At 71.3% G+C, this 23026-nt stretch carries 17 protein-coding genes and 1 riboswitch; of the genes, 6 read left to right on the forward strand and 11 right to left on the reverse strand.

The window, feature by feature from the left end:
• Nucleotides 1-126: 126 nt before the first annotated feature.
• The 7 genes from ACFV4G_RS10220 to ACFV4G_RS10250 all read right to left on the reverse strand — a co-directional run bounded on the left by ACFV4G_RS10220 (nucleotide 127) and on the right by ACFV4G_RS10250 (nucleotide 10629).
• On the reverse strand, nucleotides 127-1122 hold the full coding sequence (locus ACFV4G_RS10220) for a ribonucleotide-diphosphate reductase subunit beta (RefSeq protein ID WP_380438601.1): 996 nt from the start codon (nucleotides 1120-1122) through the stop codon (nucleotides 127-129).
• 23 nt (nucleotides 1123-1145) lie between these two features.
• Nucleotides 1146-3590 (reverse strand): ribonucleoside-diphosphate reductase subunit alpha, encoded by a 2445-nt coding sequence (locus ACFV4G_RS10225; RefSeq protein ID WP_380438511.1) that lies wholly within the window; start codon nucleotides 3588-3590, stop codon nucleotides 1146-1148.
• Nucleotides 3591-3755: 165 nt separating this feature from the next.
• A riboswitch (cobalamin riboswitch) is annotated at nucleotides 3756-3900 on the reverse strand.
• Nucleotides 3901-3965: 65 nt separating this feature from the next.
• Nucleotides 3966-5252, reverse strand: coding sequence for a ricin-type beta-trefoil lectin domain protein (locus ACFV4G_RS10230; RefSeq protein WP_380438513.1), 1287 nt, complete (start codon nucleotides 5250-5252; stop codon nucleotides 3966-3968).
• Nucleotides 5253-5314: 62 nt separating this feature from the next.
• Nucleotides 5315-6634, reverse strand: coding sequence for a glycoside hydrolase family 26 protein (locus tag ACFV4G_RS10235; RefSeq protein ID WP_380438515.1), 1320 nt, complete (start codon nucleotides 6632-6634; stop codon nucleotides 5315-5317).
• Nucleotides 6634-8616, reverse strand: a complete 1983-nt coding sequence (locus ACFV4G_RS10240; protein WP_380438516.1) for a glycosyltransferase family 2 protein — start codon at nucleotides 8614-8616, stop codon at nucleotides 6634-6636. Before ACFV4G_RS10240 ends, ACFV4G_RS10235 begins: the two co-directional genes overlap by 1 nt.
• 321 nt (nucleotides 8617-8937) lie before the next feature.
• A complete protein-coding gene (locus ACFV4G_RS10245; protein ID WP_380438517.1) occupies nucleotides 8938-10047 on the reverse strand; it encodes a DUF2510 domain-containing protein in 1110 nt (369 codons plus the stop codon).
• An 87-nt stretch (nucleotides 10048-10134) separates the two neighbouring features.
• Nucleotides 10135-10629, reverse strand: coding sequence for a GNAT family N-acetyltransferase (locus ACFV4G_RS10250; protein WP_380438519.1), 495 nt, complete (start codon nucleotides 10627-10629; stop codon nucleotides 10135-10137).
• Between the two features lie 398 nt (nucleotides 10630-11027).
• Here ACFV4G_RS10250 and ACFV4G_RS10255 point away from each other — a divergent pair, with 398 nt between their 5' ends.
• Nucleotides 11028-11999, forward strand: coding sequence for a helix-turn-helix domain-containing protein (locus ACFV4G_RS10255; protein ID WP_380438521.1), 972 nt, complete (start codon nucleotides 11028-11030; stop codon nucleotides 11997-11999).
• Nucleotides 12000-12045: 46 nt separating this feature from the next.
• Here ACFV4G_RS10255 and ACFV4G_RS10260 read toward each other — a convergent pair whose 3' ends face one another.
• From ACFV4G_RS10260 to ACFV4G_RS10275, 4 genes are all read right to left on the reverse strand, one after another.
• On the reverse strand, nucleotides 12046-12858 hold the full coding sequence (locus ACFV4G_RS10260) for a histidine phosphatase family protein (protein ID WP_380438522.1): 813 nt from the start codon (nucleotides 12856-12858) through the stop codon (nucleotides 12046-12048).
• 158 nt (nucleotides 12859-13016) lie between these two features.
• A complete protein-coding gene (gene mctP / locus ACFV4G_RS10265; RefSeq protein WP_380438524.1) occupies nucleotides 13017-14633 on the reverse strand; it encodes a monocarboxylate uptake permease MctP in 1617 nt (538 codons plus the stop codon).
• The gene (locus ACFV4G_RS10270) at nucleotides 14630-14905 is read right to left on the reverse strand and encodes a DUF3311 domain-containing protein (protein ID WP_380438526.1); all 276 of its coding nucleotides are present in this window, start codon (nucleotides 14903-14905) and stop codon (nucleotides 14630-14632) included. The genes mctP and ACFV4G_RS10270 overlap by 4 nt, the downstream gene beginning before the upstream one ends.
• A 319-nt stretch (nucleotides 14906-15224) precedes the next feature.
• On the reverse strand, nucleotides 15225-16016 hold the full coding sequence (locus ACFV4G_RS10275; RefSeq protein WP_380438528.1) for a GntR family transcriptional regulator: 792 nt from the start codon (nucleotides 16014-16016) through the stop codon (nucleotides 15225-15227).
• A 337-nt stretch (nucleotides 16017-16353) separates the two neighbouring features.
• On the opposite strand from ACFV4G_RS10275, the gene ACFV4G_RS10280 reads away from it, so the two are divergent.
• The 5 genes from ACFV4G_RS10280 (at nucleotide 16354) to ACFV4G_RS10300 (ending at nucleotide 22932) form a co-directional block, all read left to right on the forward strand.
• Nucleotides 16354-17634: an extracellular solute-binding protein gene (locus ACFV4G_RS10280; protein ID WP_380438530.1), complete on the forward strand. Its 1281-nt coding sequence runs from the start codon at nucleotides 16354-16356 to the stop codon at nucleotides 17632-17634.
• 153 nt (nucleotides 17635-17787) lie between these two features.
• Nucleotides 17788-18750: a carbohydrate ABC transporter permease gene (locus tag ACFV4G_RS10285; protein WP_380438603.1), complete on the forward strand. Its 963-nt coding sequence runs from the start codon at nucleotides 17788-17790 to the stop codon at nucleotides 18748-18750.
• Nucleotides 18747-19577: a carbohydrate ABC transporter permease gene (locus ACFV4G_RS10290; RefSeq protein ID WP_380438532.1), complete on the forward strand. Its 831-nt coding sequence runs from the start codon at nucleotides 18747-18749 to the stop codon at nucleotides 19575-19577. The genes ACFV4G_RS10285 and ACFV4G_RS10290 overlap by 4 nt, the downstream gene beginning before the upstream one ends.
• Nucleotides 19578-19583: 6 nt before the next feature.
• Complete coding sequence (locus tag ACFV4G_RS10295; RefSeq protein ID WP_380438534.1) at nucleotides 19584-21137, forward strand: glycoside hydrolase family 3 protein; 1554 nt, start codon at nucleotides 19584-19586, stop codon at nucleotides 21135-21137.
• Nucleotides 21138-21621: 484 nt separating this feature from the next.
• Nucleotides 21622-22932: an extracellular solute-binding protein gene (locus ACFV4G_RS10300; protein ID WP_380438536.1), complete on the forward strand. Its 1311-nt coding sequence runs from the start codon at nucleotides 21622-21624 to the stop codon at nucleotides 22930-22932.
• Nucleotides 22933-23026 lie beyond the last annotated feature (94 nt).

Consider the following 23026-nt stretch of genomic DNA (forward strand, 5'->3'; position numbering starts at 1 on the left):
GGGTGTTGTGTCTGGGTGGTGGTGTGTGGCGTTGGGGGGGGGGGCGGGGGCGTCGGGCTTGTCTTCCCGGGCGCGGCCGCGCGCGCGTGCGGCCCCCCCCCCCCCACCACTGTTGTATCCGAAGGCCTAGAACTCGTCGTCGAAGGAGACCGAACCCTCGACGGCGACCTGGTAGGCGGAGACCCGGCGCTCGAAGAAGTTGGTCAGCTCCTGGACGTTCTGCAGCTCCATGAAGCCGAACGGGTTCGTCGAGCCGTAGCGGATCGGCATGCCGAGGCGGGCCAGGCGCTGGTCGGCGACGGCCTCCAGGTACTGGCGCATCGAGTCCGTGTTCATCCCGACGAGACCGTCACCGCACAGGTCCTGGGCGAACTGGAGCTCGGCCTCGACGGCCTCCTCCAGCATCTCCGTGACCTGCTTGGCCATCTCGTCGTCGAAGAGGTCGGGCTCCTCCTCGCGGACGGTGTCCACCACCGACATCGCGAAGTCCATGTGCATGGACTCGTCGCGGAACACCCAGTTGGTGCCGGTCGCGAGGCCGTGCAGCAGGCCGCGCGAGCGGAACCAGTACACGTACGCGAAGGCGCCGTAGAAGAACAGGCCCTCGACGCAGGCCGCGAAGCAGATCAGGTTCAGGAGGAACGCGCGGCGGTCCTCCTTGGTCTGCAGCGAGTCGATGTGGTCGACCGCGTTCATGTACTTGAAGCAGAACTGGGCCTTCTGGTGGATGGAGGGGATGTTCTCCACCGCGGCGAAGGCGGCGTTGCGGTCCTCGGGGTCGGGCAGGTAGGTGTCGAGCAGCGTCAGGTAGAACTGGACGTGCACGGCCTCCTCGAACAGCTGGCGCGACAGGTACAGGCGCGCCTCCGGGGAGTTGATGTGCTTGTAGAGGCTCAGCACCACGTTGTTCGCGACGATCGAGTCGCCGGTCGCGAAGAACGCCACGAGCCGGCCGATCAGGTGGCGCTCGCCCTCGCTGAGCTTCGCCAGGTCGGCGACGTCGGAGTGCAGGTCCACCTCCTCGACGGTCCAGGTGTTCTTGATCGCGTCCCGGTACCGGTCGTAGAACGACGGGTAGCGCATCGGGCGCAGCGTCAGTTCGAAGCCGGGGTCGAGCAGCATCTTGCGGTCGTTCTCGGTGGTGCTCACTGGCAGGCCTCGCAGGACTCGGGGTTCTCCAGGGAGCAGGCGAGGGCGGCTTCCTGCTCCGGGGTGAGGGTCGGCGTGCCCACCGGGATCGTGTTGGCGGGCACCGGCGCGGCGGCGCGGGCGGCACCCGGCGCGGCCTGGGCGATGCGGGTCGCCGGGCGCGAGCGCAGGTAGTAGGTGGTCTTCAGACCGACCTTCCACGCGTACGCGTACATCGAGCTGAGCTTGCCGATGGTCGGTGCGGCCATGAACAGGTTCAGCGACTGGCTCTGGTCGATGTACGGCATGCGGGCCGCGGCCAGGTCGATCAGCGCGCGCTGCGGCAGCTCCCAGGCCGTCCGGTAGAGCGAACGGACCTCGGCCGGCAGCCAGTTGAAGTCCTGGACCGAGCCGTTGGAGTCGCGCAGCGCGTCCCGGGTCTGCTGGTCCCAGACGCCGAGCTCCTTGAGCTCGCGTACCAGGTAGGGGTTGACCTGGAGGAACTCGCCGGAGAGCGTCTCGCGCTTGAACAGGTTGGAGACCTGCGGCTCGATGCACTCGTACACGCCGGCGATCGAGGCGATCGTCGCGGTCGGCGCGATGGCCAGCAGCAGCGAGTTGCGCAGGCCGGTGACGGCGATGCGGGCGCGCAGCGCCTCCCAGCGGTCGGCCCACTGCGGGGCGGCCGACGGGAAGTGATCGATGTGCAGCTCGCCGCGGGCGGCGCGGGTCTCGCCGTACGCCTCGTGGCGGCCCAGCTGCTCGGCCAGGTCGGCGGAGCGCTCGTAGGCGGTGAGCATGATGCGCTCGGCGATGAGCGTGGACAGCTGCGCGGCCTCGGCCGAGTCGAAGTCGATCCGCAGCTTGAAGAAGACGTCCTGCAGGCCCATCACGCCGAGGCCGACCGGCCGCCAGCGGGAGTTGGAGGCGCCGGCCTCGACCGTCGGGTAGAAGTTGATGTCCACCACGCGGTCGAGGAAGGTCACGGCCGTGCGGACGGTGGCGTCCAGGCGCTCCCAGTCCATGGCGTCGGCCAGGTCCTCGACGCAGGCCCCGTCGGCCACGTGGGCGCCGAGGTTGACCGAGCCGAGGTTGCACACGGCGGTCTCGGAGTCGTCCGTGACCTCCAGGATCTCGGTGCACAGGTTGGAGGAGTGCACCGTGCGGCCCGGCAGCGCGGTCTGGTTGGCGGCGCGGTTGGAGGCGTCCTTGAAGGTCATCCAGCCGTTGCCGGTCTGCGCGAGGGTGCGCATCATGCGGGCGTAGAGGGTCTGCGCGGGGATGGTGCGCACGGCCTTGCCGGCCTGCTCGGCCTTGCGGTAGGCCTCGTCGAACTCCTCGCCCCACAGGTCGACGAGCTCGGGCACGTCGGCGGGGGAGAACAGCGACCAGTCGGCGTTGGCGTTCACGCGGCGCATGAACTCGTCCGGGATCCAGTGCGCCAGGTTCAGGTTGTGGGTGCGGCGCGCCTCCTCACCGGTGTTGTCGCGCAGCTCCAGGAACTCCTCGATGTCGGCGTGCCAGGTCTCCAGGTAGACGCAGGCCGCGCCCTTGCGGCGGCCGCCCTGGTTGACCGCGGCGACCGAGGAGTCGAGGGTGCGCAGGAACGGGACGATGCCGTTGGACTTGCCGTTGGTGCCGCGGATCAGGCTGCCGCGCGAGCGGATGCGCGAGTAGGACAGGCCGATGCCGCCGGCGTGCTTGGACAGCCGGGCGATCTGCGCGTAGCGGTTGTAGATCGAGTCGAGGTTGTCCAGCGGCGAGTCGAGCAGGTAGCAGCTCGACATCTGCGGGTGGCGGGTGCCGGAGTTGAAGAGCGTCGGCGAGGAGGTCAGGTACTCCAGACGGCTCATCAGGCCGTACAGCTCGGCGACCTCGCGCACCGACTGCTCGCTGTCGCCGACCGCCAGGCCGCAGGCGACGCGGAGCAGGAAGTGCTGCGGGGTCTCGACGACCTTGCGGGTGATCGGGTGGCGCAGCAGGTAGCGGGACTGCACGGTGCGCAGGCCGAAGTACTCGAAGCGGTCGTCGCCCTGGGGGTCGATCAGCGCGTCGAGGGCGGTGGCGTGCTTGGCGACGAACGCGGCGGTGGTGTCGCCGATGAGGCCCTCGGCGTGGCCGACGGCGACGGAGGCGGCGAAGGAGACGGCGCCCTGGCCGACGGCCTCGTCGACGATCTCCAGGGCGAGCAGGCGGGCGGCCAGCTTCGAGTACTGGGGGTCCTCGGCGATCATCGACGCGGCGGCGTCCACGGCCAGCCCGCGCAGCTCGGCGAAGTCCGAGCCGGCGTGGCGCCCGCGCAGCGCGGCGGCGGCGACGTGGCCGGGGTCCACCTGGGGGAGATCGGCGCTGCGGTCGGTGAGGAGTCGCAGGAGCGCGCCGCCGGGGTCGGAGACCGTCGGGTCGGCGGGGGCGGAGCCGGTGCCCTGGGTGGGCAGGGTGGCTGAGGCAGCGATGGTCAAGGCGCTCTCTCCTGGCGGCGATCGGCGGCGGTGATCGGAGTACCGGGCCGTTCGGGGCAGGGGCGCACGCGCGCGGGCACGCAAGGGTGCGTCGCACGACGGTGTCATCCCCGGCCCGCCCGCGAGGCTCGGAACGTACTGCGTGTGCTGCCGGCCTCTGCGGGAGGGCCTCTGCACGCCGTCGGCAGGTACTCGGACTCGCGGGAGAGGCTCTGTTGAGCCGCCCGCACACCGCTGCGGGGCAGTCCCGGACTCGCACCGGGTTCCCCTGCGTCGACAGCAGGGATGAGCATACATCTAGTGCCGGGAATCCGATGCAGCCCCACATGTAGTGTCGCGCGGCACAGTTGTTCGAGCCCGCGTGCGATAAACTGCTCAGGCCGGGGGGTGCCATTCCTGGCTCGTGCGGGTGTCGCACGGGCGCATCCGCACCTGCGTCGCGCCGCTCGCGGCCGTTCCCGGAGAAGCGCCCGGAGAGGTCCCCGAGGGGGCCGCCGGGTTCGCCGGGTTGTCGATGCAGCGCCCCGAGTCCTGGTTCGCGAGCTGTCCCGTCGGGGTCACCCGCCAGCGCTGGTCGGGCCGCGCGGTGCACGCGGTGAGGACGGGGAAGCCGATCGCGGGGTCCTCGACGCAGCGGCCGGACTGGCCGATCGAGCCGTCGTCCGCCATCGTCCAGGTCTGGGCCGGGGAGCCGTCGCAGGTGCCCGCGCCGACCGCCGCCGGGTCGCCGCCGACCCGGCTGTCCAGGCACAGGCCCGGCAGGGCCGAGGTGATCGCGCCGCTGGGCTGCCCGGCGGCGGCCTGGAAGGAGAACGAGTCGCTGCCGAGCCCGGCGCCGCCGTCCCAGATCTCGAAGCCGGCCTGGACGGCGCACAGGTAGGAGCCGGCCGGGACGTAGCCGCGCTGGACGGCGTCGCGGGTGAAGGCCCGCAGGTCCAGGTCGGTGACGGAGGCCGTGCTGGTGGCCATCTCGTAGGTGATCAGGGTGTGGCTGCCCGTCTTCGGCGCCTGGAACACGCGGTAGGAGGTGCCGCCGGCCTTGAGCTCGCCGGCCTCGTCGCCGAAGGGGGTCTTGCCGTTGCCGCGCAGCCAGATCATCAGCTCGGCGCTCTCGGTGAACGAGCAGCTGGTGCGGCTGTTGCTGTACCAGATGTCGTACGAGGCGTTGTAGACGCCCGAGTCGACCTGGGTGGTGTGCCAGCTGCTGGTCGCGTAGCGCAGGTTGTTGACGGGGATCGGCAGCGGCCCGGTGCCCGGCTGGAACTGGGTGCTGATGTGCGGGTACGCGCCGGGGCCGCGCAGCGGGTCGGTCAGGCTGGCCGGGCCGACGCCGCTGCGGGTGACCTTGAAGCCGGTGGCGCCGTCGGTGCTGCTGATGCACAGGCCCCCGGTGGCGTTCCACTCGTTGGGGTTGATCAGGTAGCGGCCGGAGTCCACGGTCTGCGAGGGGTAACGGTTCTGCGCGGTGGAGCACAGCTCGCCGGCGGTCGCGGCGGGCAGCGGGGTGACCACGGGGGCGGCCTTGACCGGTCCGGCGGGATCCTTCTGGTCCCGGGGGAGCAGCAGGGCGCACAGGACCAGCGCGAGGACGGCGGCCGGTGCGAGCGCCCACCACGGGCGCCGGCCGGCGGGTCCGGCGCCGGGTATGGCGGGGTTGGTCATGGGGTGCTCGCCTCCCTGCTGCTGCGTGGTCGTGCGGTCCGTCGGCCGGACCTGGGGCGCGCTCACCCTGCGGGGGTGGAGCTCGACCGCGGCCGGGTGGCCGTGCCGGTCGGCTTCCGGGCCGGCGGGCTCGGTTTGCCGGCCGACGGGGAGGCCGAGGGCGACGGGGAGGGGTCGGGCGAGGGCGCGGGCGGCGGTGGCGGCGGCGCGGCGGTCAGGGCCGGCACCGAGTGCACGGTCCACGGCGTGTTGTAGCGGGGCGCGGAGACCCCGGCGGCGTACGCCTGCGCGGCCGCGTCGGACGCGGCGACCCGCCAGTCGACCTCCTTGCGCGCCTCGTACCAGATCACGCCGATGATGTCGGGGTGCTGGGGGAGCTGCGCGAACATCTCGCCGATCCACTGCGCCTTGAGCCCGGAGGTGTCGGTGGCGCCGGTCTCGGTGATCACGACGGGCTTCTGGGTGAAGCCCCGGAGCTCCTTGATCGTCGGCTGGAAGATCTGGTCGAAGGACTTGTACTTCTCGACGCCGGTGGTGCCGTAGTAGCCGGACAGGCCGATCCAGTCGACGTAGTCGTCGCCGGGGTAGAGCGTGTTGAGGCTGGTGGCGTTCTCGTAGTCGACGTTGGGGCTCCACACCCAGGTGACCTTGGTCGCGCCGACCTGCTTGAAGATGTCGTGGACGTGCTTCCAGGCCTCGACGTACTGGCCCTTCTTGTTCCCGTTGGACTGCTCGGCCCACGGGTACCAGTAGCCGTTCATCTCGTGGGCGAAGCGCAGCGCGACGGGGTAGCCGAGGCCCTTGACGCCCTCGGCCCAGGTCTTGATGTAGTCGTCGAACCTGCCGTCGATGATGTTGGAGAGGGCGTACTCCGGCTGTTCGCCGCGGAGCTTGTCCTCCTTGGCCTCCTTGCGGTAGTCCCACGGCTCCCAGGCGACCATCGGCATGATGCCGCGCTGGGCGACGGTGTCGAAGACCCGGCGGTCGAACTTGCGGTCCCACCAGCCGACCGAGAACTCCAGGACGTTCGGCTGGTGCTTGACGGCGGAGGTGAACTCGTCGAGCGGGGAGAGGTCGTACGGGCCGGTCTTGGTCATGATGCCGGTGAACGCCTCGCCGGCCGGCGGGAACTGCGGCGCCGGGGCGGGCGTCGGGGCCGGGACGGCGCTCGCGCCGGGGGAGGCCGTCGCGGGGGTGGCGGTCGGGGGCGCGGCCAGGGCGCTGGTGAGCCAGGTCGGCATCGCGGTCGGGGCGGCGCCGGCGAAGCCGTACGGGTCCTGGTCGTGGCCCCGCGACAGCCGGGGCGCGAGCACGAAGGTGTAGCCGACCATCAGGGCCAGGGCGACCAGGGCGGCGATCCGGGGGACGGTGATCCGCAGCATCAGCGGCCCTCCTGCTCACGGCGGCCGCCGGCCCGCGCAGGCTCCAGCAGCTCCTCGAACTCCTCGGCGGTGTCGGCCTCTTCGGCGCGCGCGGGCCGGCGGCGCTGCGTCGGCACCGGCCGGGCGGCGGGCGACTCCTCGCTTTCGGGCGCTGCGGGGGCCGCGGGGACGGCGATGGCTTCCGGGACCTCGACGGCCGCGACGGCCTCGGCGGCTTCGGCTGCGTCGGCGGCCTTGGCCTCGGCGGCGCGCTGGGCGCGGGCGTCGCGGCGGCCGCTGACGAAGGAGATCACCGGCGGCGCGACCCCGGTGAACAGGCTGACGACCGCCCAGAACCGCAGGATCCAGATGTCGTGGTGGAGCGTGAAGCTCGCCCCGAGCAGCCCGCCCGCGACCGCCGCCCACAGCAGGTGCAGCCGGAACGTCGAGAGCGACTCGGCGCTGCGCAGGTCGCCCTTGGCGGTGACGGCGTACGCGAGCGGCCGGCGCAGCAGCGCGGCGAGCGCCGCGGCGACGTACACCGGGCCGGCGAACAGGGCCAGGCCCATGCCGGCCATGCCGATCTCGCGCCGCTCGTGCGCGGCCAGGTTGAACCGGCGCAGCCACAGCCACAGCACGAACCAGCTGCCCATGCTGGCACCCCACAGGGCCATCCAGTGGGTGCTGTTGAGGTGGATGGAGGTGACGCCGAGGGCCAGGTAGACGGAGGTGGCGAGGCTGCCGAGGACGGTGTTGACCGCGACGCTCGGGTAGTAGAACTGGACGAGCCCGTAGAGCACGCGCTGGCGCAGCCGCAGCTTGAGGCCCGAGCGCAGGCGGCTCTTGAGCAGGATCTCCCAGATGCCGTAGGCCCAGCGCTTCTGCTGGTTGAAGTAGTCGGTCCAGGAGGTCGGCCCCTCGCCGACGGCGAGGACGTCGGGGGTGTAGACGCCCTTCCAGCGGCGGTCGGTGGCCGGGTTGACGGTGGCCTGGATCCGCATGCTGGTCAGGTGGTCCTCGATGATCGAGTCCTGGTAGCCGCCGATCTGCTGCCACGCGGTGGGCCGGTACAGGTGGTTGGTGCCGATCAGCAGCGGCGCGTCCATGCCGTTGCCGCCGCGCTCGACCAGGCCGGAGAACAGGTACTGCTGCACGGAGGCGCCGTGGGCGACCCAGTTGTCGTACATGTTCCCGTAGACCTGCGGGGCGACGACGAACGCGGTGTCGGGGTCGCGGAAGTAGCCGAGGGTGCGCTCCAGGAAGCAGGGCAGCGGGACGTGGTCGGGGTCCATCTGGGCCACGACGTCGTAGCCGTGCTCGTGCTCGGCGCGCCAGGAGTTGTGGTTGCCGGATTTGGTCTTGGCCCGGAACTCGCCCTCGGCTTGGTTGTACTCGGGGCGGCCCTTGCGGCTGAAGTGGTGCACGCCGAGGCGGGCGGCCATCTCCTTGACCCGGTCGTCGTCGCCCTCGTCGAGGATCCAGACGTCGACCTGGCCGTCGTACTCGATGCGCAGCATCGCTTCGAGGGTGCGCTCGACGATCTCGATCGGCTCCTTGGAGGGCACGATCGTGGTGAGTACGGCGACCTTGAGGCCGGGCGGCGGGGTGACCGGCAGGGGGTCCTTGGCGCGGAAGGCGAAGACCCAGACGGCGAGGTTCTGGACGAGCCGGATCACCTCGACGGTGATGACGGCGCAGAAGCAGATGCGCGCGAGGTTGATCCGCCAGTCCGGGGACCAGCCCACGCCGGAGCCGGGGATGTGTTCGGGCAGCAGCAGCCAGCCGACGAAGGCGAGGCCGGCCAGCGCGTTGACCGTGACCAGGACGGTCATCACGAACTTGACGCCGCGGGAGGACACCGAGCGGTAGCGCACGGCGGCGCCGTCCTCGCCCGGGGACAGCGGGCCGGTCGCGTCGGCGCCGGCTATGTAGGCGCGCTGGGCGGCGCTGTTGCGCACGTCGCGGCGCACGAGCCGGCGTTCGTGGCGGGCCCGGGGAAGCACGCGTCCGTGGCGTCCTCGTCCCCGGCCGGTCCGGTTCGCCGCATGTTCGTTGGTGGAGTCCACCGGTATTCCCCCATACAACGCCCCGTCGCACCGGAGCCGTTGGTTTCCTGCCTTGTCGACGCCCGTGGGCCGTGGTCACCCGCCCGTTGCTGAACGGTTCGGCGGGACCGACACGTTATACCTGGGGTCGGATTGTCGTTCAAGCGGTCAGCATACGGGCAGCGGTGGGCCGGCCACAGCCGGGGTCCGGCGGTCGCCGCGCCGCGAAACGCCGCAGGCCCCGCCGGGAGGGGCGGGGCCTGCGGGGAGTTTCACCGGTCAGGGCGTGATCTTGACGGAGTTCGCGATCTGGTCCATGACCGTCAGCGGCGGGGCCTCCGCCGCCTGGTCCAGGCAGATCTGCAGCACCGGGACGGTGGTCGCGCCGGCCGCCGGGGTGACCTCCAGGACGCCGCAGTAGCTGTCCGGGGTCGAGGAGCCGCTGGACATCGGCACGTGCCACAGGGCGAGGTAGCCGTCCAGGCCCTGGATCTTGACGGCCGACTGCTTCACCGGCTCCGGCGGGCTGGGCGCGTCCGAGCCGTAGCGGGTGTTGTAGAGCAGCTGGCCCATGCCGAGCACGAGGGACTTGGGGTCGGACCAGCCGCCGTTGAACACCCGGAGGTTCTGGACGACGATGCCGCGCGTGCAGGCGCCGTTGCCGTGGCCGACGCAGGCGTACGGGTTGACCGCGTACCGGACGTCGGTCGGGGTCTTGGCGTCGTTCTGGACCTGCCAGTCCTGCGGCACCATGAAGTTCATCTTGCCGTCCTGGCCGGTCACCTGACGTCCGCCCGCGAGCGGCTGGCCGCCGGTCAGCGCGGTGCCCATGAAGCCGTTCGGGCTCTTGGGGTCGCCGGCGGCCGCGGGCGCGGTGCTCGCCGAGGCCTTCGGGGAGCCGCCGGTCTTGTGCCCGACGACGTAGCCGGCGCCGGCCATCGCCAGGGACAGCACCACGGCGCCGACGGCCAGCAGGATCCGGTTCTTGCCGCGCTTCGGGTCGACGGTCTCGAAGACCACCGAGGTCGGGATCGGCTGCGGCGCGGACGCGGCGGGACCGGACAGCGGGTTCGGCTGCGGCGCGGGCTGCTGGACCTGCGGCTGGACGGGCTGCGGGGCCGGCGCGGGCCGGGCGGCCGGGCCGGACTGCGGGCCCGACGTGGCGGTCTGGGTCGGCAGGGACGGCATGGTCGGGGTGGGCGGCGCTGCGGCCGGGCCCGGCGCCGGTGAGACGGCCGTCGGGGCCGCCGCGTCCGCGGGGGCGCCCGGGGCGCCTCCGGGCTTGGCCTGAATCTTGTCGGTCCAGGTGGAACCGTCCCACCAGCGCAGCGTGTTGGGCTGGCCGGAAGGGTCGTCATACCAGCCGCTAGGCGCACTCCCCGTCGTCATGCGGCGGATCCTAGCAGTGTCCCTATCGGATGGTCATTTCAAGTCACCGGCCTTCGGCCACCGGCCGCGCACGCTGCCGGAACGCCGTCAGAAGGCCATCGCGTACACCATCAGGTCCATGCCCGGGAAGGGGGCCCAGTCGCGCTCGGGTGCGCGCCGGAACCCGACCCGCTCGTATATGCGGTGGGCGGCCGTCATCCGCGGCTGGGTGGAGAACGCCATCCCGGCCAGTCCGAGTTCGCGGGTGCGGGCCAGGGCGGCGCGCACCAGGGCCTCGCCGACACCCCGCCCGCGGGCGGCCGCCGCGGTGGCGAGCATCCGGATCTCGCCCTCGCCCGGGACGGCGATGTCGGCCCACTCGGTGCCGCCGACCGCGAAGGTCACGCAGCCGAGGACCCCTCCGCCGGCCACGTCGACCGCGACGAGCAGCTCGGCCTCCCGGGCGCGGCGGCCGGCGTCGCGCAGGAGCTCGACGTAGCTGCTGTCGGGCGCGGTGTGGCCGTCGCCGACGAACGCCTCGACGGTGATGCGGCCGGCGTCGGCGAGGTCCTCCTCGCGGGCCGGGCGGATGACGATGTCCATGTGGAAAGTGTGCCGGAGCCGTGCGCGGTCCTGATCCCGGGGGTCGCGCGGACCGGAAGGACGGCCGGGTCCGCCGACGGGCGCAGCGAAGCGGCGGGCATGGTGCCGTACAGGCGGTCGAGGCGTTCCGGGCCGGCCGGGTAGCCGCCGGCGCGGTGCCAGTTGTCGCGGCCGGCGGCGGCGCCGCGGGAGACCTCGCGGCCGATCAGGGTGCCGAGCAGGCCGAACCCGCCGACGGCGCCGGCCAGGGCGATTGCGCTCGCGATCGTTTCGGAGTCCATGGCTCCACCCTGGCCGGACCGTGCGGGTGCCCACGAGTGGCAGGAACGACCGTTTGCCTCGAATTCCTGCCACGCGGCTCTTCCGTCGGCCGAGGTCCGCCGGGCATGCTGATCCGCATGCTCAGGAACGTGGTCGCGGTCGTGCTGGAGGACATCCACCCCTTCGAGCTCGGCGTCGCCTGCGAGGTGTTCGGCCTGGACCGCACCGCCGACGGCCTGCCCGGGTACGACTTCGCACTGGCCGGCGCCCGTCCGGGCCCGCACCGCACCCACGCGGGCTTCTCGATGGACGTCCCGCACGGCCCGGAGCGGCTGGCCGGCGCCGACCTGGTGATCGTCACCGCCTCCGCGATCCGCCCGCGCTACCCGGAACCGCTGCTGGAGGCGCTGCGGGCGACGGTCGCCGGCGGTGGCCGGGTGCTCTCCATCTGCAGCGGTGCCTTCGTGCTCGGCGCGGCCGGACTGCTGGACGACCGCTGCGCCACCACCCACTGGCGGCACACCGAGGAGCTCGCCGAGCGCTTCCCGAAGACCCGGGTCGAGCCGGACGTCCTCTACGTCGACGACGACCCGGTGATCACCTCGGCCGGGACGGCCGCCGGCATCGACGCCTGCCTGCACCTGGTGCGCAGGCTGCAGGGCGCCGAGGTGGCCCGGGCGATCGCCCGCCGGATGGTGGTGGCCCCGCACCGGGAGGGCGGGCAGGCCCAGTTCGTGAACCGCCCGCTGCCCGAGGGCGACGGCGACTCCCTGGCCCCGTTGCTCGACTGGATGCGCCACCACCTGGACCGGGAGTCCACCGTCGAGCAGCTGGCCGCCCGGGTCCACATGTCGCCGCGCACCTTCGCCCGCCGCTTCCAGCAGGAGACCGGGACCACCCCGCACCGCTGGCTCACCGGGCAGCGGGTGCTGCTCGCCCAGCGGCTGCTGGAGTCCACCACCGAATCGGTGGACGCGATCGCCGCCCGCTGCGGCTTCGGCAACGCGGCGGCCCTGCGCCACCACTTCGGGCGCCGGCTCGGGACCACGCCGCTGGCCTACCGGCGCTGCTTCGCCGGGCCGGCCGTCGCCGGGGTCCGGCCGGAGTGACGCGCCGGGCCCGCACCGTCGGTCCGTCGCCGTCGGTCCGGCACCCTCAGTCCGTCACCGTCAGGTGCCCGGTCTCGTTCCAGTGCGACGGCCGCAGCCGCCCGTCCCGGGCCCGCCACAGGCTGGTGGAACAGTTGTGCACCGGCCCGAGCGTCATCAGCCGCTCCTCGGTGAGCCGGTCCAGCGCGTACCGCAGCATCAGCACGGTGCAGTCGTGCGCCACCAGCAGGACCGGCCGACCGGCCTCCTCCTCGCACACGTCCCGCAGCAGGCTGCGCACCCGCAGCGCGACGTCCGCCCAGGACTCGCCCCCGGGCGGGCGGTAGTACAGCTCGCCCATCTTGCGCCGCCGGGCCGCCTCCTCCGGGTACTTGGCCTCGATGGCGGCCTTCGGCAGCATCTCCAGGACGCCGAGCTCGCGGTCGCGCAGCCGCTCGTCGTGGCGCACCGCGAGCGTGACCGGGACGGCGCCGAGTCCGGCGGCCTGGGCGAGCGCGATCCGGGCGGTCTCGGCGGTGCGCACGTACGGCGAGCACCAGACGCTGCGCGGGCGGTCGGCGCTGGGCAGCGCGGCCCACCAGTGGCCGAGCGCCTGCGCCTGCTGCTGCCCGTGCAGCGACAGCGGGATGTCGGCGTCCCGGCAGCTGATCGGCACGCTGAGCGCGCCGGCCGCCTCGGCCAGCTGGAACTCGACGTTGGCGGTGGACTCGCCGTGCCGGGTCGCGATCAGCACGGACGGCAGCCGCACCGCGGGCGGCTGGCCGTTCGCGGGCTGGCCGTTCGAGGCTTGGCCGTGTGTGGCGACGGACGGACGGGTGGACTGGTGTTGACCGTTGAGGGTGGTGCCGAGTTCTGCCATTGCCGCGAGCTCCCCGTGGTCGATCAGGTGCCGGCCGGTGGTGTCCGGTCCGGTCTGGTGGTGCCCGGCGTGCGCGCCCGCTCATACATATGATCGCGCCGCCTTCTCCCAGTGTTCACGGAGAAGACGGCGCGATCACAGGGCGCGCACGCGGCGAATCAGTGCGCCGCTACGGGCTCCGGCGCGTTCTCCGGCTCGTCGTCGCCGCCGGTCTCGGCGCTGTAGTCGGCCGGCCTCGTCTCGTCCGGGCCGTAGGGCGCCCGGACGGCCCGCAGCACCAGGGTGAGGGCCACGGCGACGACCAGGTTGAGCACGAAGGCGGTCAGGCCGATGTAGCCGTACTGCCCGATCCCGGGGATCTCGGCCGCGTTGCCGCCGAAGTGCTTGGTGGCCGGGCTGGCGATCCCGTACGCCTCCCAGGTGCCGTAGGCCATGCCGGCCGCCCACCCGGCGAACAGCGCCCAGTGGTGGAACCAGCGGGTGAACAGGCCGCCGACGATCGCGACGAAGGTCTGCAGGATCCACAGGCCGCCCAGCAGCTGGAGGTTGATCGCGGCCTGCTTGTCCATGCCGAGCACGAAGACCAGCGCGCCGACCTTGACCAGCAGCGAGACCAGCTTCGCCACCCGGGTCTCGTCGGCCGCGGTGGCGGAGGGCTTCAGCCACTCCTTGTAGACGTTGCGGGTGAAGAGGTTCGCCGCCGCGATCGACATGATCGCGGCCGGCACCAGCGCGCCGATGCCGATCGCCGCGAAGGCGACGCCGGTGAACCAGTCCGGGAACATGTCCGCGAACAGCTGCGGCACCGACAGCTGGGCGTTGAACTTCTTGTCGCCCTTGCTGACGTTGGCCGCGATCGCCATGAAGCCGAGCAGCGCGAGCAGGCCCAGCATCAGCGAGTACGCCGGCATGATCGCCATGTTCCGGCGCACCGTGTTGCGGGACTTGGAGGCCAGCACGCCGGTCACCGAGTGCGGGTACATGAACAGCGCCATCGCCGAGCCGAGCGCGAGCGTCGCGTACGTCCACTGCTTGTCGCCGGGGACGGTCAGCGACCCGGCCGCCTTCGGCGCGCTGAACTTCTGGTGCGCCGCCTCGAAGATGTGGCCGTACCCGCCGAGCCGGATCGGGATGTAGATCACCGCGACGATGATCACGATGTAGACCAGCGCGTCCTTGACGAACGCGATCAGGGCCGGCGCCCGCAGCCCGGAGGAGTAGGTGTAGGCCGCGAGCACGCCGAAGGCGATGAACAGCGGCAGGTCCTTGACGAACCAGTTCGCGTTCGCGCCGCCGCCGACGCCCAGCACGTCCAGCACGGCCTGGATGCCGACCAGTTGGAGCGCGATGTACGGCATGGTGGCGAGGATCCCGGTCAGCGCGACGACCAGCGACAGCGGCCGCGAGCCGTACCGCCCGCGCACGAAGTCGGCCGGGGTGACGTACCCGTGCACCCGGGAGACCGACCACAGCCGCGGCAGGAAGAGGAACACCAGCGGGTAGGCGACGATCGTGTACGGCACCGCGAAGAAGCCCGCCGCGCCGGTGGCGTACACCGCCGCGGGGACGGCCACGAAGGTGTAAGCGGTGTAGAGGTCGCCGCCGAGCAGGAACCAGGTGACCCAGGTGCCGAAGCTGCGGCCGCCGAGGCCCCACTCCTCCAGGTGCTGCGCGTTGTCCGCCCGGCGCCAGCGCGAGGCCAGGAAGCCCATCACGGTGACCAGGAGGAAGAACAGCACGAACACGGTCAGGGCGGGGACGTTGACGTCCTTCATCGCGCGCCACCCGCCTTCGCGGCCCGGCGGGCGGTTGCGCGGGCCTTCTCGTCGCGGTTGATCAGCAGGTACGCGGCGACGGTGAACACGGCCGACACCGGCACCCAGAGCAGCTGGTACCAGTAGAAGAACGGCATCCCGCCCACCGCCGGGCCGGTCTTGTCGTAGGAGGACACCCAGAGCATCGCCACGATCGGCACGAGCAGGGCGAGCCCGGCCAGCACCCGCTCGGGCGTCACCACCGGGAGCGGTGCTCCCGGTGGCTCGGGCATGACATGTTCGGTGACATCGGGATCAGACGGCATCTTCGGCTCCGCTCCGCAGGGTCCACCCCGTCGGCGCCGCAGCCCCCGGGACGCCGTGCGCACCCCCGGGACCCGCCGAGCAGCACCATCGGTGATCGGCTGTCAGTACGGCTGCGCAATCTAGACCATGGAGTGATCCATGTCACTGGGAATGACAGAACTTCCCGCTATCCGGACGCCGTGCGGGCACCCCCACCCGGCGCGCGTTCGCGGATGGGCGCCGGTAAAGACGAAACGGGCACCGGCGCGTGCGCCGGTGCCCGGAATTCGGGAGCGGGGGAGCGGTCTATTCGGGGCGCTTCAGGCGGGTGATGAACTTGTAGCGGTCGCCGCGGTAGATCGAGCGCACCCACTCGACCGGGTTCCCGTCGCCGTCGAAGGAGTGCCGGGAGAGCTGGAGCATCGGCAGGCCGAGGTCCGAGCCGAGCAGGCCGGCCTCGCGCGGGTTGGCGAGGGTGGTCTCGATGGTCTCCTCGGCCTCGGCGACGGTGACGCCGTACACCTCGCGCAGGGCCGCGTACAGGGAGTTGTGCTTGGCGAGGTTGCGCCGCAGGGCCGGGAAGCGCTTGGCGGACAGGTGGGCGACCTCGATGGCCATCGGGTCGCCGTTGGCCAGCCGCAGGCGCTCGATGCGCAGCACGCGCCCGCCGGGCTTGATGTCCAGCAGCGGGGCGAGCCGGTCGTCGGCGGTGATGTAGCCGATCTCGATCAGCCGCGAGGTGGGCTCCAGGCCCTGGGCCCGCATGTCCTCGGTGTAGGAGGTGAGCTGGAGGGCCTGGGCGACCTTGGGCTTGGCGACGAAGGTGCCCTTGCCCTGGATGCGCTCCAGCCGGCCCTCGACGACCAGCTCCTGGAGGGCCTGGCGGACGGTCGTGCGGGAGGTGTCGAACTGGGCGGCGAGGGCGCGCTCCGGCGGGACCGGGGTGCCCGCGGGCTGGGTCTCGGTGAGCTGGAGCAGGTGGCGCTTGAGGCCGTAGTACTTGGGCACGCGCGCGGTCGGGTCGGTGCCGGCCTGCGCGGCGAGGTTCTTCACCTCGGGGTCGTTGACCTGGGCGCTGGTTCCCCCGTCGCTGCTCATCGGACCTGTTCTCCCGCTTCTCGCGGGGCCTTCACCGGCCCCGCCACATCGTTAACGGGTCACATCGTTGCATGTATGGCTACGGAACGAATACCTCATCACGCGATGAACGATGTGCGGTGTCGGCTTGATAACGGGTGGTCCTGATCGGTCGAACAGCCGTTGACAGGCCCATTGGTCTAGGCCAAGCTCCAGGCATCTGGTCTACACCACTAGACCGGTGACTACGAATCCCCCCACCCGTTCGAAGGGGTCCGCGGCACCTTTCCTCCCGCTATGCGTGGGTAAGCCGCTGCCACCCGACGGGGGCAATCCAGGCATCCCTCAGGAGGATGGCGTGAAGCGTCAGCTCATCGCGGCGGTCGGCGTCGCGGCAATGGTCGTGGGTCTCGCGGCCTGCGGCTCGGACGGCAAGAGTGACGACAGCAAGAGCGGTTCGTCCTCGGCGGCCAAGAACTTCGACGGCAAGACCCTCACCGTGTGGCTGATGGACGGCTCCGCCCCGAAGGGCTGGGAGGACAGCGTCAAGGCCGACTTCACCGCCGCCTACCCGGGCGCCAAGCTCGACATCCAGACCCAGAAGTGGAACGGCATCGGCCAGAAGGTCACCGCCGCGCTCTCCGAGGGCTCGGTCGACGTCCTGGAGATCGGCAACACCCAGACGGCGGGCTACGCGGCCACCGGCGGTCTGCTGGACATCACCAAGGACAAGGCCAACGTCGGCGGCGCCGACTGGGCCGCCAACCTGAACGAGTCCTCGATCCTGGACGGCAAGCAGTACGCCGCCCCGTGGTACTTCACCAACCGCGTGGTGACCTACAACAAGGACATCTGGGGCAAGGCCGGCATCACCACCGCGCCGAAGACCCTCGACGAGTTCTACGCCGACCTGGACAAGGTCAAGACCGTCCAGGGCGTCACCGACCCGCTCTACATGCCCGGCCAGGAGTGGTACGCCTACTTCGGCCTGCTGACCAGCGAGGGCGGCAAGTTCGCCAAGAAGGACGGCGACAAGTGGGCCGGCGGCCTGTCGTCCCCCGAGGCGCAGAAGGCCTTCGAGACCTACAAGAAGCTGCAGAGCTACTCGGCCACCGCCCCGAAGGACAAGGACGAGGCCACCCCGCAGCAGAAGGACGTCTTCGCCAAGGGCAACATCGGCACCATCATCGGCCTCGGCTGGGAGATCCCGAAGCCCGAGGAGCTGGCCGCCGACAAGATCGGCTACTTCCCGCTGCCCGGCAAGACCGCGGACAAGCCCTCCAGCGTCTTCCTCGGCGGCTCGAACCTGGCCATCGCCCAGCAGACCAAGAACCCCGAGCTCGCCAAGGGCTTCCTCAAGATCGCCATGAGCGACAAGAACGAGGGCCTGATGGCCGGCGCCGGCCTCATCCCGAACAAGACCTCGCTCAACAGCCAGGTCGTCGGCGACTTCGCCAAGGCCGCCCTGCCGGCCTCGGCCAACGGTGCGACCACCCCGAACGTGCCGACCTGGAGCAACGTCGAGAACGAGCCGAACCCGATCAAGGACTTCCTGACCGCGGCGCTCACCGGCGACTACGCCGCCGCCGCCAAGAAGGCCGACGACGAGATCGCCAAGCGTCTCAACCAGAAGCAGTAAGGCAGTCGAGCGGCGTCGCTCACCGGCTCCCGGCGGGGGGCCGGTGGGCGGCGCCTGTCCGTCGTGACGGGTTGTCAGGAAGAGAGAACGATGGCTGTGCATTCGCAGCGGGTGCAGACACAGTCCCCGGAACCAGGGAAGACCGCGGTGGCAATGACAGACGAGATCGCCACTTCCGGTGCCGAGCGCACCCCGAAGAAGGGCCGCAGACCGGCGGACGGGCCGAGCCTGGGTGCCCGGAGCGCGCCGTACCTCCTGCTGCTGCCGGCCATCGCGGCGACCGTCTTCCTGCTGGGATGGCCACTGCTCAAGATCGCGGTGGTGTCGTTCCAGAACCTCAACAAGCGGCAGTTCATCCAGCACCTGACCGAGTGGAACGGCTTCGCCAACTACACCGAGCAGCTCGGCAGTTCCGAGTTCTGGACGATCACGCTGCGCACGGTGGTCTTCACCGCGGTCAACGTCGTCCTCATCATGGTGTTCGGCTCGCTGATCGGCCTGCTGCTCGACCGGCTCGGCAAGCGGATGCGCCTCGCGCTGTCCGTCGCGCTGCTGCTGGCCTGGGCGATGCCGATCGTCGCCGCGACCACCGTCTACACCTGGCTGTTCGACCAGCACTACGGCGTCGTCAACTGGTTCCTGGACAAGCTCGGCTGGCACTCGATGGCCGACTTCAGCTGGACCAGCGGCGAGTACTCGACCTTCTTCGTGGTCATCCTGCTGATCGTCTGGCAGTCGATCCCGTTCGTGGCCTTCAACACCTACGCGGGCCTGACCACGATCCCCAAGGAGCTCTACGAGGCCGCCCGGATGGACGGCGCCGGCTCCTTCAAGGTCTTCGGCTCGGTGATCTTCCCGATCCTGAAGCCGTTCTTCCTGGCCACGACCTTCCTCGAGGTCATCTGGGTCTTCAAGTCCTTCACCCAGGTCTACCTGATCAACAAGGGCGGCCCGGACGGACTCACCCGGACCCTGCCGGTCCACGCCTTCCTGGAGGGCTTCGGCGCCCAGCGCTTCGGCGTCGGATCCGCGATCGCGGTCCTGACCATCCTGATGCTGAGCCTGCTGATGGCCTACTACTTCCGCATCATCCTGAAGCAGGAGGACGAGCTGTGAGGCGCTCGCTCATCGGACGCACCTGGCCGAACGCCGTCGCGTCGGTCCTGTTGGTCTTCTTCCTTTTCCCCGTCTACTGGATGTTCTCGACGTCCTTCAAGCAGGACAAGGACATCGTCAGCCGGGACCCGGTCTTCCTCCCGCTCGACGGGACGCTGGCCCACTTCGACCGCGCGGTGCACGTCGACCACTTCTGGACGTACGTCACCAACAGCCTGATCGTCACGGCCGGCGCCGTGGTCGGCTCGCTGCTGATCGCCACCCTGGCCGCGTTCGCGATCGCGCGGATGAGGTTCCGCGGCCGCAAGGGCTTCGTGCTGGTCGTCATGGCCGCGCAGATGGCGCCCTGGGAGGTCATGATCATCGCGGCCTACCTGATCGTCCGTGACAGCGACCTGCTCAACAACCTGGTGCCGCTGACCGCCTTCTACATGATGATGGTCCTGCCCTTCACGATCTGGACGCTGCGCGGATTCATCGCCGCCGTGCCGAAGGAGCTGGAGGAGTCGGCCATGGTGGACGGCTGCACCCGCACCCAGGCCTTCGTGAAGGTGATCTTCCCGCTGCTCGCCCCCGGCCTGATGTCGACCTCGCTGTTCGGCTTCATCACCGCCTGGAACGAGTTCCCGCTGGTCAACATCCTGAGCAAGCAGGTCCAGGCGCAGACCCTGCCGCTGTGGCTCTCCTCGTTCCAGACCAACTCCGGCACCGACTGGGGCGCCACGATGGCCGCGTCCACCCTCTTCGCGCTGCCCATCCTCATCCTGTTCGTCTTCCTGCAGCGCAAGGCGGTCAGCGGTCTGACCGACGGCGCAGTGAAGGGCTGAGAAACCGTGAGCATCCTCGTCCCCACCGTCGCCGACAGCGACCAGCTGCACCGCGACGCGCTGACCGTCCTGCAGCCCGGCTTCGTCGGCACCGAGCCGCCGGAGTGGCTGCGCCGCCACCTCGCCGCCGGGCTCGGCTCGGTCGCCCTGTTCGACCGCAACGTGGTCGACCTCGACCAGCTGTCCGCCCTCACCCGGGCGCTGCGGGCGGAGAACCCCGACCTCCTGATCGCCATCGACGAGGAGAGCGGGGACGTCACCCGGCTGGAGGCGGGCTCCGGCTCGTCCTGGCCCGGCAACCTCGCCCTCGGCGCGATCGACGACCCGGCGCTGACCCGGGACGTCGCCCGGGAGCTCGGCCGGGCGCTGGCCGCGGCCGGCGTCAACTACAACTGGGCGCCCACCGCGGACGTCAACTCCAACCCGCGCAACCCGGTCATCGGTGTGCGCTCCTTCGGCGCCGACCCGGAGCTGTGCGCCCGGCACACCGCCGCCTGGGTGGAGGGCCTGCAGTCGGCCGGCGTGGCCGCCTGCTCCAAGCACTTCCCCGGCCACGGCGACACCGCCGTCGACTCGCACCACGGCCTGCCGGTCATCGACGTCGACCTGGACGTGCTGCGGGCCCGGGACCTGATCCCGTTCCAGGCGGCCATCGCGGCCGGCACGAAGGCCGTCATGACGGCCCACATCATGATCCCGGCGCTGGACCCGAAGCTGCCGGCCACGCTCAGCCCGACCGTCCTGCGCGACCTGCTCCGCGCGGCCCCGGCCGACGGCGGCCTCGGCTACCAGGGCCTGATCGTCAGCGACGCGATCGAGATGGGCGCCATCGCCGACACCTTCGGCATGGGCGAGGGCACGGTGCTGGCCCTGGCGGCCGGCGCGGACGCGATCTGCGTCGGCGGCGGCCTCGCCGACGAGGAGACCGTGCTGATGCTGCGCGACGCCATCGTGGCGGGCGTGCGGGCCGGGCGCCTCGCCGAGGAGCGGCTCGCGGACGCCGCCGCCCGGGTGCGGGCGCTCGGCAGCTGGGGCCGGATCTCGGCCCAGGGCGAGCGGCCGGAGCCGGACCTGGCGGTGGGCCTGCGGGCCGCCCGCCGGGCGCTGCGGGTGGTGCGGGCGCCGGGCCGCGAGGCACGGCCGGTGACCGAGCGCCCGTTCGTCGCCTCGTTCTCGGACGAGCCGAACATCGCCGTCGGCGACGTCACCCCGTGGGGCGTGGCCGGCATGCTGGCGGACCGCTTCCCCGGCACCCGCACCCGCGAGGTGTCGGCGGCCGAGGCCGCTCCGGAGCTGCTGGACGCGCTGGTCGCCGAGCTGGTGGCCGGCGCGGAGGGCCGCCGCATGGTGCTGGTGGTGCGCGACGCGCACCGGCACGCCTGGATGTCGGCCGTGCTCGGCCGCCTCGTGGCGGCCCGTCCGGACGCCGCCGTGGTCGAGATGGGCCTGCCCCAGTCCGAGCCGGTCGGCGCGCTGCACATCGCCACCCACGGCGCCGCCCGGGTCTGCGGGCTGGCCGCCGTCGAGGTGCTCACCGGCCAGCCGGGAGCGATCGGCTGAACCTTCGCGGGGACGTCACCGGCCGGGCCGGGGGACGTCGACCGACGGGCCCGTCATGCGCATGCCGCATGGCGGGCCCGCTCCGTTTCTCCGCGACGTGTCTTCCCGGCGCCGTGTTCTCCGTTCTCCCGGCGCTGTGGCTTCCCGGCGCCGACCGGCGACGGCGCGCACATGACCGTGTTCCCTCAAGAGAGCCTTAAATCCAGCTTAAGTTCTACTTAGGGTGACGAGGGCGCGACTGATCGCCACGGGAATGCTTCGCGGTACAACAGCTCTGCAACGGCCGTGGCGGGAAAGGCATTTGGCCGTTGACACCACCATTGGTCTAGGCCAGAGTCCACTCCATCCGGTTCGAGATTCGACCTCGCCGGACGTGGTATCGGCCCTCCCCGAAGCTCTACGCCCCTGCCCGGACCCTCCGCTGCGGGCGCCATCACGCTGCCGGCGGGCACCAACGGCTCTAGCACCCTCGGAGGATGGCGTAATGAAGCGTCAGCTCGTGTCGACGTTCGGGATCACGGCCCTGGCGGTCGGCCTGACGGCCTGTTCCTCGGCCGGCGGACCGGCGGGGGACGCCGGCAGCTCCGCCGCCGACCCGAAGAACGCGACCGGCACCGTCACCGTCTGGCTGATGGACGACGCCCAGAAGAACTGGCCCGACCTGGTGCAGCGGGTCAACGACGACTTCGCGGCGAAGTACCCGAAGGTCACCCTGCGGCTCGCCTACCAGGGCTGGGCGGACAAGGTCGGCAAGCTCGACAAGGCGATCGCCGACGGCACCGCACCCGACGTGGTCGAGCTCGGCAACACCGAGACGATGAAGTACGTGCTGTCCGGCGCGCTGTCCCCGGTCGACCGGACCAGCTTCGACAACTCCGACAGCTGGATCAAGGCGCTCGCCAACACCTGCACCTACCAGGACAAGCTCTGGTGCGTGCCCTACTACGCCGGCGCCCGGGTCGCCGTCTACAACGCGACCGCCTTCCAGCAGGCCACCGGCAGCGCCGACTTCCCGAAGACCGAGACCGACCTGACGGCCGCGCTCGACAGGATCGCCGACAAGAACAAGGCGGACCGGAACTACTCCCCGCTCTACCTGCCTGGCCCGTACTGGTACGCGGCGATGAGCTACGTGGCCGCGGCCGGCGGCAGCATCGCCAAGTTCGACAGCTCGGGCAACTGGCACGGCACCCTGCACGACGCCAAGTCCCAGCAGGGCATCGCCCACTTCGCCGACCTGGTCCGCAAGTACAACAAGGGCGACCTCTCGGCCAACGAGCAGAACCAGTACGAGTCGATGGCCCGCGGGCGCGCCGCGGCCTTCTACGGCAACGGCTACGAGGCGGCCAGCGTCATCGCGCCGGGCACCGGCGACCCGACCCTCAAGGACGCCGTCAAGGTGGCCACCATGCCCGGCCCGGACGGCAAGCCGCTGCCCACCTTCATCGGCGGCTCGGACCTCGCCGTGACCGCGAAGTCCCCGCAGGTCGCGCTGGCCGCGGACTGGATCCGGATGTTCACCGGTACCAAGTCGCAGCAGGCGCTCGCCGACAAGGACATCCTGCCGAACAACCTCACCCAGCTGAACCCGCTCAAGAGCCGGCCCAACACCGCCGCCGCGGCCAACGCGGTGCCGGACGCCTGGTTCACCCCGCTGGCCCCCGGCTGGGGCGCGGTCGAGAAGCAGAAGATCATCCCGGACATGCTGACCGCGATCCTCAAGGGCAAGTCGGTGGACCAGGCCACCAAGGACGCCGACGCGGCGATCGACCAGCTGATCAACAACCCGTCCTGAGGCGTCGGGGGGCCCCCCGCCCCGGGCCCGGGGGGGGCCCCGCCCCACGGACACCACCAGCCCCCCGCCCCGCCCCCCCCCCCCGGGCCCCCGC

Source organism: Kitasatospora sp. NPDC059747, from assembly GCF_042732955.1.
GTDB lineage: Bacteria > Actinomycetota > Actinomycetes > Streptomycetales > Streptomycetaceae > Kitasatospora.